Origin of the sequence: Rhodococcus sp. DT1 (genome assembly GCF_049844875.1) — a bacterium.
Lineage (GTDB): Bacteria > Actinomycetota > Actinomycetes > Mycobacteriales > Mycobacteriaceae > Rhodococcus.
Map to the genome: position 1 here is coordinate 231,146 of NZ_JBNCLW010000004.1, position 12,136 is coordinate 243,281.

General features: G+C 65.4%; 13 protein-coding genes. 7 read left to right on the forward strand and 6 right to left on the reverse strand.

Annotated features, from left to right (window positions below):
- The first annotated feature begins 15 nt into the window (after nucleotides 1-15).
- The 6 genes from yidC to ACLQ3J_RS11750 all read left to right on the forward strand — a co-directional run bounded on the left by yidC (nucleotide 16) and on the right by ACLQ3J_RS11750 (nucleotide 6,110).
- On the forward strand, nucleotides 16-1,122 hold the full coding sequence (gene yidC, locus ACLQ3J_RS11725; RefSeq protein ID WP_169620903.1) for a membrane protein insertase YidC: 1,107 nt from the start codon (nucleotides 16-18) through the stop codon (nucleotides 1,120-1,122).
- Between the two features lie 22 nt (nucleotides 1,123-1,144).
- On the forward strand, nucleotides 1,145-1,693 hold the full coding sequence (locus tag ACLQ3J_RS11730; RefSeq protein ID WP_169620904.1) for a protein jag: 549 nt from the start codon (nucleotides 1,145-1,147) through the stop codon (nucleotides 1,691-1,693).
- A gap of 108 nt (nucleotides 1,694-1,801) precedes the next feature.
- On the forward strand, nucleotides 1,802-2,482 hold the full coding sequence (gene rsmG / locus ACLQ3J_RS11735; RefSeq protein WP_169652311.1) for a 16S rRNA (guanine(527)-N(7))-methyltransferase RsmG: 681 nt from the start codon (nucleotides 1,802-1,804) through the stop codon (nucleotides 2,480-2,482).
- A gap of 689 nt (nucleotides 2,483-3,171) precedes the next feature.
- Nucleotides 3,172-4,143 carry a ParA family protein gene (locus ACLQ3J_RS11740; RefSeq protein WP_169652312.1) on the forward strand — a complete coding sequence of 324 codons (972 nt, stop codon included), beginning with the start codon at nucleotides 3,172-3,174 and terminating at the stop codon, nucleotides 4,141-4,143.
- Entirely contained in the window at nucleotides 4,140-5,345 is a 1,206-nt protein-coding gene (locus ACLQ3J_RS11745; RefSeq protein WP_422423274.1) for a ParB/RepB/Spo0J family partition protein, read from the forward strand. The genes ACLQ3J_RS11740 and ACLQ3J_RS11745 overlap by 4 nt, the downstream gene beginning before the upstream one ends.
- Nucleotides 5,346-5,405: 60 nt before the next feature.
- A complete protein-coding gene (locus ACLQ3J_RS11750; RefSeq protein ID WP_422423275.1) occupies nucleotides 5,406-6,110 on the forward strand; it encodes a GNAT family N-acetyltransferase in 705 nt (234 codons plus the stop codon).
- A gap of 39 nt (nucleotides 6,111-6,149) precedes the next feature.
- On the opposite strand, the gene ACLQ3J_RS11755 is transcribed toward ACLQ3J_RS11750, so the two are convergent.
- The 4 genes from ACLQ3J_RS11755 to ACLQ3J_RS11770 all read right to left on the reverse strand — a co-directional run bounded on the left by ACLQ3J_RS11755 (nucleotide 6,150) and on the right by ACLQ3J_RS11770 (nucleotide 10,171).
- Nucleotides 6,150-7,328 carry an N-acetylmuramoyl-L-alanine amidase gene (locus ACLQ3J_RS11755; protein WP_425903303.1) on the reverse strand — a complete coding sequence of 393 codons (1,179 nt, stop codon included), beginning with the start codon at nucleotides 7,326-7,328 and terminating at the stop codon, nucleotides 6,150-6,152.
- Between the two features lie 131 nt (nucleotides 7,329-7,459).
- Nucleotides 7,460-7,795 carry a thioredoxin gene (gene trxA, locus ACLQ3J_RS11760; RefSeq protein WP_169620910.1) on the reverse strand — a complete coding sequence of 112 codons (336 nt, stop codon included), beginning with the start codon at nucleotides 7,793-7,795 and terminating at the stop codon, nucleotides 7,460-7,462.
- 45 nt (nucleotides 7,796-7,840) lie between these two features.
- Nucleotides 7,841-8,809 carry a thioredoxin-disulfide reductase gene (trxB, locus tag ACLQ3J_RS11765; RefSeq protein ID WP_169620911.1) on the reverse strand — a complete coding sequence of 323 codons (969 nt, stop codon included), beginning with the start codon at nucleotides 8,807-8,809 and terminating at the stop codon, nucleotides 7,841-7,843.
- A 162-nt stretch (nucleotides 8,810-8,971) separates the two neighbouring features.
- A complete protein-coding gene (locus ACLQ3J_RS11770; protein ID WP_425903305.1) occupies nucleotides 8,972-10,171 on the reverse strand; it encodes an NADH:flavin oxidoreductase in 1,200 nt (399 codons plus the stop codon).
- A 93-nt stretch (nucleotides 10,172-10,264) separates the two neighbouring features.
- Between ACLQ3J_RS11770 and ACLQ3J_RS11775 the strand changes: the two genes are divergently transcribed.
- A complete protein-coding gene (locus ACLQ3J_RS11775) occupies nucleotides 10,265-10,819 on the forward strand; it encodes a TetR family transcriptional regulator (RefSeq protein WP_425903306.1) in 555 nt (184 codons plus the stop codon).
- Between the two features lie 17 nt (nucleotides 10,820-10,836).
- Here the strand turns inward: ACLQ3J_RS11775 and ACLQ3J_RS11780 are convergent, their stop codons facing one another.
- Nucleotides 10,837-11,508 carry a hypothetical protein gene (locus tag ACLQ3J_RS11780; protein WP_425903307.1) on the reverse strand — a complete coding sequence of 224 codons (672 nt, stop codon included), beginning with the start codon at nucleotides 11,506-11,508 and terminating at the stop codon, nucleotides 10,837-10,839.
- Between the two features lie 67 nt (nucleotides 11,509-11,575).
- On the reverse strand, nucleotides 11,576-12,109 hold the full coding sequence (gene sigM, locus ACLQ3J_RS11785) for an RNA polymerase sigma factor SigM (RefSeq protein WP_296551360.1): 534 nt from the start codon (nucleotides 12,107-12,109) through the stop codon (nucleotides 11,576-11,578).
- Nucleotides 12,110-12,136: the final 27 nt, after the last annotated feature.

Below are 12,136 nucleotides of genomic sequence, written 5' to 3' on the forward strand. Positions count from 1 at the left end.
GGAGTACATAGAGCCGTGCTCGACTTCATCTACTATCCCGTGTCCTGGATCCTCTGGGTCTGGCACAAAGCCTTCTCGTTCGTCCTTGCTCCCGACAGCGGCTGGACGTGGGCGTTGTCGGTGGTGTTCCTCGTGTTCACCCTCCGCGCCATCCTGTACAAGCCGTTCGTCAAGCAGGTCCGCACGACCCGGCAGATGCAGGAACTTCAGCCGCAGATCAAGGCGCTGCAGAAGAAATACTCCAACGACCGGCAACGCCAGGCACTGGAGATGCAGAAGCTCCAGAAGGAACACGGCTTCAACCCCCTGATGGGTTGCCTGCCGGTCCTGCTGCAGGTGCCGGTCTTCATCGGTCTGTTCCACGTGCTGCGGTCCTTCAACCGCACCGGTACCGGCTTCGGCCAGCTCGGCCTGACGCCGGAAGAGAACGCACGTGTCGGCAACTACGCCTTCAGCCCGGAAGATGTCGAATCCTTCCTGAGCGCGCGTCTGTTCGGTGCCCCGATCTCGTCGTGGATCACTCAGCCGATCGCCTCGCTCGAGGCCTTCGCGCCGTTCGGTGACATCCCTTCGCGGTGGCAGATCGCGGCGGTCGCCGTTCCCCTCATGATCGTGGCCGGTATCGCCACGCACTTCAACGCCCGCGCTTCCGTCGCCCGCCAGAGCACTCAGGCTGCCGCGAACCCGCAAGCCGCGATCATGAACAAGCTCGCGCTCTACGTGTTCCCGCTCGGTGTGCTCGTCGGTGGTCCGTTCCTCCCGATCGCCATCATCCTGTACTGGGTGAGCAACAACGTGTGGACGTACGGCCAGCAGCATCTCGTCTTCCGGAAGATCGATCAGGAAGAAGAAGAGAAGCGGGCAGCGGCGCTCGCACGCCGCAACGAGAACGCCCCGAAGCCGGGTGCCCGTCCGAACAAGGCGAAGAAGAAGAAGGGCGCCGTCGCTGCGGCGGAGAGTGCTCCTGCCGACGGTGCGGCCACCGACGTGACGCCCGAGGTCTCGCTGACCAAGGACGTAGACGCTCAGGCGAACGGCAACTCGACGCCCACGTCCGGTCCCGGATCATCGGCCCCGAAGCCGGGTAGCCGTCCCAAGAACTCCAAGCGCAAGCGGCGCTGACCGAAGTAGAAGAGAGCTGATCATGGCCAGTGACCTGGACAAGGCACAGGAGGACATCGAGGTGACCGGCGAGGCGCGCGAGCCTGAACTCGACACCGACGTGGTCGACGACGAGGACTTGATCGAAGAGGGGGAAATCGCCGGCGACTATCTCGAACAGTTGCTCGACGTGCTCGACTTCGACGGCGACATCGACCTCGACGTCGAGGGTGACCGGGCCGTCGTGAGCATCGACGGCGGCAAGGATCTGAGCAAGCTCGTCGGAACCAACGGTGACGTTCTCGACGCCCTCCAGGAGCTCACACGTCTCGCCGTGCAGCAGGCCACCGGGGAACGCAGCAAGCTCATGCTCGACATCGCAGGCTGGCGTGCGGGCAAGCGTGCCGAGCTGACCGAGCTGGGTACCTCCGCCGCGAAGCGGGTCCTGGCCGGCGGCGGTCGTGAGGAACTTGCCCCGATGACTCCCTTCGAACGCAAGATCGTGCACGATGCGGTCGCGAAGGTCGACGGGGTCTCCAGCGAGAGCGAAGGCGCCGAACCGCATCGGCGCGTTGTGATCGTGCAGGATTGAGCCGTCCGCTTTCGGCTCGAAGAGGGACCCTGAACACTCGGGGTCCCTCTTTTTATTCGATGGAGGCCAGCGGGACCGGCACCGCCGGCACGCCGTCGGCACGAGAGGATGTTTCACGTGGAACAAGACGAGGCAGGATTGCTGGCCACCGCCCAGCAGATCTTCGGCGAGAGATTCGAGCTTGCCGAGCGTTACCATCGCTCACTGTCGGTCGACGGAGTCGAGCGCGGACTGATCGGTCCGCGTGAAGTGTCCCGACTGTGGGAGCGTCACATCTTGAATTGCGCGGTGTTGGGCGAACTCATCCAGGAGGACGAGGCCGTCGTCGATGTCGGCAGCGGAGCGGGCTTGCCGGGTATTCCGCTGGCGATCGCTCGACCCGATCTGAGAATCACACTCGTCGAGCCGCTCTTGCGACGCACGGTCTATCTGGCGGAATTTGTGGAAGCCAACGGTCTCGACAATGTCTTGGTGGTGCGAGGCCGCGCGGAACAGCCGAGTGTGCTTCAGGAAGCCGGCGGAGCCGACGTGGTCACGTCGCGGGCGGTCGCGCCGCTCGCGAAACTCGCCAAGTGGTCCCTCCCCCTGATCCACGAAGGCGGCCGCATGCTCGCGTTGAAAGGTTCCTCGGCGCACGAGGAGATCGAGCGAGACCGAGCCGAGCTTGCCCGCCTCGGTGCCGGCAATCTCGAGGTGCTCGAGTGCGGCCGCGATGCGCTTCCGGTTCCGACACTCGTTGTGAAAGCGGAGCGCATGCCACGTCCTTCGCGGCGGAGAAAGAACAAGTAACTGTTCCACGTGAAACGAGCCCCTCACTCCCCTCGCGGAGTCGAGGGGCTTGTTTTGTTCGAGCCGGCGCCGGACATCTCGAGTACCGATCGACCGGGATGCCTCTCGAGCTCGAGGCAGTCCCTCGAGTACTGAGTGGCATCCGGAAGTGTTCGGACGGCGTCAAGGGTCGATTTTGTTCCCGTGTGGGCGGGTACCGGGACCCCTTCTCTTTTCGTCACTGTGACGCCAGAAGTGGGACCGTGCCGTGTAAAAGTTCTCCGGATGAGGGAAACGCTGTGGCACAACGTCTTACGGTGACAGAATTTCAAACACGTTGCGCAACAAGTTATTCGGCTAATCGAAAGTGAGCAATACCCGTATCTCAGCGACCCAAGCGACACGTGTCGTAGTTTCACGTGAAACATTCCCCACTCCCCCGGCCCGCAATGTTCCACGTGAAACAAAGAAGCGTTGTTTCACGTGGAACGTCCTGCGGTGTGATCGCGTGGCAGCCACATAGAATGCGGGTGGAATACTGAACCGACCGAGGAAGTGGACGTGAGTCGACGCGTCGAAGCCACGACCAATTCTTCGGACATGCCTCGCCTCCTCGTTGCTCGAACAGGCCGCGTCCCGTGCGCCGTGTCCCCGGAGCGAAGAGGATGTAGCGTGCGGACCGTGCGGATCAAACGTTTAAGGAGCGTTCTATGACGGGTGGATCTGAATCCGCTGTTTCACGTGAAACCGAGGCGATGAACGACGAGTTCTCACCCGTCCCCTTCGATGGGTTTTCCGCGATGGATACGCCGATCGGCGCTGCGGCACATCGCGCGAGTCAGGTGCTCCACCCGAGCGATGCAATTGCTCTCCCGAAGCCGCACGAGCGCCGCGTGTTCACGATCGCGAATCAGAAGGGTGGGGTCGGCAAAACCACGACCGCGGTCAACCTCGCCGCCGCGCTGGCGGTCCAGGGTCTGACGGTGCTCGTCGTCGACCTCGACCCTCAAGGCAACGCGAGTACCGCGCTGGGAGTACCTCATCACTCCGGCGTTCCGTCGAGTTACGAAATCCTCCTGGGCGAGGTCCGCGCCGTCGACGCCGTCCAGCAGAGTCCCCACAGCGAGCGCCTCTTCTGCATCCCGGCGACCATCGACTTGGCAGGCGCCGAGATCGAACTCGTGTCGATGGTGGCTCGCGAAAACCGTCTCCGGAACGCACTCACGAAGGACGCGCTCGGGCCGCGCGAGTACGACTACGTCATCATTGACTGCCCGCCGTCACTGGGCCTGCTGACGGTGAACGCTCTTGTCGCAGCCAAGGAAGTGCTCATCCCGATTCAGTGTGAGTACTACGCCCTCGAAGGTGTCGGGCAGTTGCTGCGCAATATCGAACTCGTGCAGTCGCACCTCAACCCCGACCTTCATGTCTCGACGGTGTTGCTCACGATGTACGACGGCCGCACGAAGCTTGCCGATCAGGTCGCCTCCGAGGTGCGCGCACACTTCGGGTCCGCGGTGCTGCGGTCCGTCATCCCCCGGAGCGTGAAGGTTTCCGAAGCTCCCGGCTACGGGATGACAGTTCTCGACTACGATCCGGGATCGCGCGGCGCGATGAGTTACCTCGATGCGGGTCGCGAGCTGGCGGCACGCGGGATACAGAAGAAGCAGGGGAACGAATGAGTGCGACACGCAAGGGCGGGCTCGGACGAGGCTTGGCTGCTCTCATCCCGACCGGTCCACCGGTAACTGCGCCGGCCACGACAGCGCCCACCTCGACGACCACCACCTCCACGACCACCGAATCGACGACCAGCGCATCGGCACCGGCCGCTCCCGCGCCGCCCGTGAAGCCTGCCCCCAGTCGACGTGCCGGTGCGTCACCGGGAATGTCCTCGTCGCCGTCCGGACTCGGATCCGCCGCAGCGGACCTCATCATTGGCGACGGGAAGCCTGCCTCTCCCGAATCCACGGCGCCGGACACGGAAGGCGACGAGGGTGCGTCCGCCGAGGTCGATCAGGGTCAACTCCCCTCTCCCGCCGGGGCGGTGTACCTCGAGATCCCGATCGACCGAATCGACCGGAACCCGAAGCAGCCCCGTCAGGTCTTCGACGAAGAGGCACTGACCGAACTCGTCCACTCGATCCGAGAGTTCGGCCTGATGCAGCCGATCGTGGTGCGGCGAGCCGACGATGACCGCTTCCAGATCATCATGGGCGAGCGCCGGTGGCGGGCCTCCCAGGAAGCGGGACTCGACACGATCGCCGCGATCGTCCGGGACACCGACGATCACGCGATGCTGCGCGATGCTCTGCTCGAGAACATCCACCGTGTGCAACTCAACCCCCTCGAAGAGGCGGCCGCGTATCAGCAGTTGCTCGAGGAGTTCGAGGTCACCCACGAGGAACTGGCGACACGCCTCGGACGCTCGCGCCCGGTCATCACGAACATGATCCGGTTGCTCAAGCTGCCCATCCCTGTCCAGCGGCGGGTCGCTGCGGGCGTGCTGAGCGCGGGTCACGCGCGCGCCCTGCTCGCGCTCGAAGCCGGTGCCGACGCTCAGGAAGCACTCGCGATGCGGATCGTCGCCGAAGGGATGTCGGTACGCGCGACCGAGGAAGCGGTCATGCTCGCGAACCGCAGTGGTGCTCCCACGCCGTCGCCGTCCTCGAAGCGGAAGCCCATCCAGATGCCGGGGTTGCAGGATGTCGCCGAGCGTCTGTCCAACTCCTTCGACACCCGCGTGACTGTGAGTCTGGGGAAGCGCAAAGGCAAGATCGTGGTCGAATTCGGGTCTGTGGACGATCTCGAACGTATCGTGACCATGATGCAGACCGACCGTGAGGTCGGCGCGGATCCGACCGATCGGGCCCGCCAGTCTTGACTTCCCGAGGGGGGTCGGACAAAAGTCTGTGAGAGAAAGACGTGGAGGCGAAGGTATCCCGTGTCGACGCGAGTCACGCCGCTGTCCTTGAGTGCGATCGAGCAGTTGCCTGCGCACCCGAGGCGGTGTGTGTTCTGGGAAATGGATCCGGCGCCCGCCGGTGATGCCCGCAACTTCTGCGATCCCGAATTCGAGAAAGAAGCGTGGCTGTCCATGGTCATGCTCGAGTGGGGGTCGTGCGCACAGGTCGCCACGTTCGGGGACACCGACGACAAAGTGGCAGGGGTGGCGTTCTACGCGCCACCTAACATGGTTCCCCGGGCGCGACTCTTCCCGACCTCACCCGTCAGCGCCGACGCGATTCTGCTCACCACGATGCGCATCGAGCCTCACGCGTCCGACCTGGATGTGGGTGCCGATCTCATCCGCGCCGTCGTGACCGATCTGGTCCGCCGCAACGTCCGGGCGCTCGAAGCGTTCGGGGTGCGTCCGCAGGAGGACGACAGGCCGTCGGCGGGAGACGTGCCCAGCACCACCTCCGCGCGGGAATGCTCCCCTGCCGAATGCATGATCGGTGCCGACTTTCTCGAGGACATGGGCTTCGAGGTGGTCGCCCCGCATCCTCGCTTCCCCCGATTGCGGCTCGAACTCGACCGCGACCACGGATGGAAGGAAGAGGTGGAAGCGGCTCTCGAGCGCCTGATCGAAGCGGCCTCACTGACCGTGGAGGATGTCACCGGGCGCACCGCGGTGGGTGTGCCGTAAAGGTGCCGGCGACCGCGGTGCCGAGTCCCCGGCAGCGAGTCAGCGAGTTTCGGTGATGGAGAGTTCCTCGGCCAGCAGTTCGGCGAACGTGTAGGTACCGGTGGGCTGATCGTCCTGCCCGAGCAGATACAGGCGCTTCACTGCGACCAGGATTGCCTCGGCAATGACGTCACGGGTGCGCGGGTCGGCGAGCAGTGATGCGTCGTGCTCGTTGGTGAGGTAACCGAGATCGATCTGCACGGTGGGCATATTCGTCAGGCGCAGCAGGTCCCAGGTGCGCCCGTGGCTGCGGCAGTCCTGCAGCGAGGTTCGTGCGACGATCTCGCGCTGGATGAACCCGGTCAGTACCTGACCGATCATGGATTCGGAACCGTGCGAGTTGCCGTAGTGGAAGCTGGCGATGCCACTCGCGTGCGGGTTCGAACTCGAATCGCAGCGCAGCGAGATCATGAGATCGGCACCGAACGCGTTGGAGGTGCCGGCGCGTTCGACGTCGGTCGGATCCGCGTGGTACGGGCGCGAGAGGAACGTCTCCATGCCGGTCGCGGCCATGCGGCCCTCGAGGCGGCGCGCAAGATCCCACAGGATGTCGGCTTCCGAGATGGGCCCGTGCGCGCTCGGCACGATGATGCCGTGGTGGGTGCCGCCCAGACCGGGATCGATGACGATGCGCTTACCGCTCAGCTGGGGGCCCGACCGTCGTACGATCTCCTCCTCGCTGATGGCGTGAGGCGATCCGCCCGACACCCGGGTACCGAGCAACTCGAGTGCCCGCAACGTTTCGGGTCCACAGATTCCGTCCGCGGCGAGACCGATCTCGCGCTGGAACGAGCTGAGTCCTTCGTGGGTCTTCTGGCCGAAGTAGCCGTCGACGCGGTCCACGTAGAACCCCAGGTCCTGCAGCCGGGTCTGCAGCGCCGCCACGTCGTCGCCGTACAACGGCGCCGACAGCTGGTACATCAAGGTTCGGGCGCCGAGCCGATACGACGCCTCCTTGAGGGAGCGGTACGTGGCCGCGCCGACGATCCCGTCGACGAGCAGACCGCGCTGCTGCTGGAAGGCGCGCACGGCGCCGTCGAGTTCGCGGTCGAAAACGACGTCGGACCCCATCCAGCTGTCGGAGGAGTCGGGACGGGCGTGCAGGAAACCCAGACCGGCCAGAGTGCTCCGAATCTCGGCGACTGCCGGGCCGTGGTCGCCGTGACGAAGAGGGCGCATGCGTTGGGCCTTTCCGTGCTGACCGGATTGCGCCCGGCACGGGGCAGGGCAGCATCGAACGGAATTATCTCAGATGCGCCGGGAGCCGGGGCCCGGGGCGGCGCATCCGAGAATCGATCCTCGGGACCGTACTACAGGACGTCCGCGAGGTCCCGAAGCAACGCCGCCTTACCCTTCGCCCCCACGATCGTCTTCACGGGCTTGCCGCCGGAGAACAGGATCATGGTGGGGATGGACATGACCTGGTAGTCGCGGGCCGCCGACGGGTTCGCGTCGATGTCGAGCTTGGCGATCGTCAGCTTGTCGCCGTGCTCACCCGCGATCTCCTCGAGAACCGGAGCAACCATCTTGCACGGACCGCACCACGTGGCCCAGAAGTCGACGAGCACGGGCTTGTCGGCCTGCAGCACATCCTCGACGAACGAGGAATCGGTGATGGTGACGGTGTTGGTGTCCTTGACGGCCACGGCTATCTCCTGGTGTCGCGTGTTATCGGGGGGTGGGTGGGACGGTCAGACCTGGGCGGGCACGATCGAGGGCGGTACCTCGTGGCGTGCGACGAGCCAGCGCTCGGCGTCGATCGCCGCGGAACAACCGCTGCCGGCCGCGGTGATGGCCTGACGATAGGTGTGGTCGACGAGGTCTCCGGCCGCGAAGACACCCGGCAGGGACGTCGCAGTGGTGCGGCCGACGACCTTCACGTAACCCTCGTCGTCCAGTTCGACCTGTCCCGCGACGAGTGCGCTGCGCGGATCGTGTCCCACGGCGACGAAGAGTCCGGTGACGGCGAGATCGCTGCGCTCGCCGGTGACAGTGTTCTCGACGGTCAGCGACGAGACGCTGTTCTCTCCCAGGACCTCGAGGACCCTCGTGTTGGTGAGGAAACGAATCTTCTCATTCGCCTCGGCGCGCTCGAGCATGATCTTCGAGGCACGGAACTCTTCGCGGCGGTGGATGATGGTCACGCTGCGCGCGAACCGCGTCAGGAACGTGGCTTCCTCCATCGCCGAGTCGCCGCCGCCGACCACTGCGATGTCCTGATCCCGGAAGAAGAACCCGTCACACGTGGCGCAGGCGGAGACGCCGCGGCCGAGGAGCCGCTCCTCCCCCGGCACACCGAGGTAACGGGGTTCGGCGCCCATGGCGAGCACGACCGCGTGACTGCTGTAGGTTTCGCCGTTCGCGACCACGGTCTTGACCGGGCCGGCGAGATCGACGGCCTCGACGTCTTCGGTACGGATGTCGGCACCGAAGCGGAGCGCCTGCTCGCGCATCTGGTCCATCAACTCCGGACCCATGATGCCGTCCTTGAAGCCCGGGAAGTTCTCGACCTCGGTTGTCGTCATCAGCTCGCCGCCGAACTGCGTTCCCTCGAAGACGATGGGCGAGAGTTCTGCGCGGGCGGCGTAGATCGCGGCGGTGTATCCCGCCGGGCCCGAACCGATGATGATGAGGTCGTGAATGGTGGGCGAGGTCGTCATTCGGCGGAGGCCTTCCGGTCGGCGGTCGGGGCTGTCGTAGATGCCACGTGCCGAGAGACCGGCGCGGCAGCATACACAGATGTCAACACCAGGGTAAACGGTGTTGTTCCCCTCGCAGCGTGCGTCATGCCACAGCGGGTGCGCGCCCGCCGCCCGGAGGTGTCAGACCGCGCCCGGGACGTCCCGGAGGGTTTCCCGGATCACACATTTGGTTCCGGTGTAGATGGTCGGCATGCACTTGTTGCAGTGAATGCACAACCCTTCGTCCGCGGTGTGGTTGCGGAACTTGTCGACCAGATACGGGTCACGGAGCAGCGCCCGGCCCATGGCCACGAACTCGAAGCCTTCGTGCAGGGCGTTGTCGATGGTGTCGATGCGGTTGATGCCACCGAGCAGGATCAGCGGCATCGACAGTTCGGACCGGAACTGCCGGGCCATCGGGAGGAAGAACGCTTCCTCGAACGGAAGTTTCGGGAAGAGCTTGGGTCCGTACACCTTCAGGCCCCAGCCGATGACCTTCGGCTGTGACTGCACGAACTCCTTCATCGGAACGTCGCCGCGGAAGAAGTACATCCCGTTGAGCAGCGAGCTGCCACCGGTCAGCTGCATCGCGTCGATGGTGCCGTCGGACTCGATCAGCTTGGCCATGGGCAGCGACTCGTCGAGCCACAGTCCCTTCGGGACGCCGTCGGTCATGTTGAACTTGGCGATGACAGCGACCGAATCCCCCGCCGCAGCGCGCACGGCGGCGAGGACACGCCGGGGAAAAGCGGTGCGGTTGGCGATGCTTCCGCCGTAGCGGTCGGTCCGCTTGTTGAGGTTGGGGCTCATGAATGAGCTCAGAAGGTAGTTGTGCCCCAGGTGTACTTCCAGCGCATCGAATCCGGATTCGACGGCATATCGCGCGGCCGACGCGTAGTCCTCCACGATCGCGTCGAGTTGCTCGAGTGTCGCGCCGCGGACGAGACCCATCGCGGGGGCGCTGATCCGGGTGGAGGGGGCGGTGGTGCTCATCCCGTTCGACAGCTGGTTGGCGACGAGCCCGGCATGCCCGATCTGCGCGGACGCGAGTGCGCCCTCCCGGTGGACGGCCTCGGTGAGCCGGGTCAGCCCGGGCACGGCGTCGCGGTCGAGGACGAGGGTGTCGCGGTGGACGCGACCCGCGGGCGAGACGGAGCAGTACGCCACAGTCGTCAACGCGGTACCGCCGCGTGCGACTTCGGCGTGGAAGTCGACGAGTTTGTCGGTGACCGCACCCTTGGGCATGACACCCTCGAACGTCGCGGCTTTGATGATGCGGTTGCGGAGCGTGAGAGGCCCGAGGCGGGCGGGTTCGAAGACGGTGGATCGCGGCGAAGTCATGACCCTACTTTCGATGCCAGTGGTATCGTAATAGGCCGACTATAACCCCGATCACACACCAGGCACTGTCTGGTCCCACTCACACGAGAGCCCATGCCAGCTGCACCTGCGGGACGTCCGAGAGATCCTCGAATCGACAGTGACGTCCTCGCCGTCACCCGCGAGATGCTCGTCCGGGACGGGTGGGACGGCCTCAGCATGCGGGCGATCGCGGCGCGCGCAGGAGTCGGGCGAGCCGCACTGCCGCGCAGGTGGCCGAGCAAGGCGCACCTGGTGCTCGATGCGCTGCTCGGCTCGGCACCCGATCTGGCGCCGTACGACGGAATCGACCGCAAGGGCTGGATCGAATGGGTCGTCGCGGGGAGCAACGAACTCTTCTCGAGACCCGAGGTTCGCGCCGCCCTACCCGGACTCCTCGCGGCGCTGCGTGACCACGAGGACCTTCGCAGCACACTGTGGCGAACCTTCAGCGGTCCGAGTACTGCGCTGTTCACCGAGAACGGTGACGGGGACGCGGAACTCGATGCCCGGGCGGCGCTCGTGATGGCGGCGGGGACCGCACTGTTCACCGGGCTGATCGCCGCGGAGGACGACACCCCGGCGCTGCGCGCACGGATACTTCATCTGCTGCTGACCATCGCCGAGTGACGACACACGCCGAGCGCCTATCCGATGGTATGAACCGCCAGGGTAGCGGGAGTGTTTGCGTCACAATCGGTTCCGACCATCACCGCGGTCAGTTGCGGAGGGTGCGGTCCACCGAGGAGCAGCAGGACCGCGTCACGTTCGCGGAATTCCGTCTGCCGCGATCCCAGCAGAGGGGAATCCGAATCGAAACCGTTGGCTTCCAAGCAGTCCCGGAGCCGAACCGTATCCGAGAGAGGGCCGAGCGAGGTCGTGCCGACAATCGAGCGTAGCTCGGCGGGCTCGAACACGGAGTCGCTCTCGTGGGCGGCGTAGGCGTCGCTACCCGCGTCGTCGTCTCCCCCGGGCGCCGAGTGGAGCAGGACGAGTGCGAACACGCCGGCGAATACCGCTGCCGCCGCAACCCCGGCTCCCGCCAGCCATGTTCGGGCAGGTCGTCGCTGAGCAGTAGCCAGAGCAGCGTCGATCCGGGCGGCCACCGCAGGAGGAATCGGTTCCGCCGGATCACTGTCGCGGAGCGCGCCGAGACGCGACTCCACCGCGTCGAGTCGTGCGAGTACGGCCGCGGCCTCCGGGTCTGCGCGTACGAGAGGCCAGAGCTTGTCGGCCGAGGCGTCGTCGAGCACGCCCGCGTGCAAGTCGGCGAGCAGGTCGTGCGAGTACGGCGGACGTGGTATCTCGTCCTCGTTCATGCGCGTTCTCCTCGCGGGTGGGTTGTCCTCACCAGAGTAAGACGATCCGGACTCGTGTTCGGTTCCCTCACTCCCGTAGGTCGCCGAGAACGACGGCGAGTTTGCGACGTGCCCGCGCACACCGGCTCTTGACCGTCCCCTCAGGTACTCCCAGCCGGCGGGCCGCTTCTCGCACCGAATATCCCTCGACGTCGATCGCCACGATCGCGGCACGCTGATCCGGCGGAAGTGTGAACAGTGCTGTCTTCACATCGAGGGCAAGCTCCGTGTCGTGGATGGAATCCCGCCCCGTACGAGGAGTTTCGGAATCGTCGGGAAAGAGTGGAACCGTGGGCCGAACCTTGTTGCGCCGGATGCGATCCAGGCACGCGTTCACGACGATGGTGTGCATCCAGCTACGGACCGCGGCATCCTCACGGAAGTTCGCGGCCATACGATGCGCGGACAGGAGAGCTTCCTGAAGCGAGTCCGCCGCGTCCTCCGGCGAGTAGCTCGTACGCCGCGCCACCTGCCACAGATGGTCGTAATGGCGCGACAGCAGTGTCGCGAACGCCTCCCGATCGCCGGCCGCGTGTGCCGACAACAAGGCTGCGTCGGACACGAACGTGCCCGGCACCTCTGTGAGCAC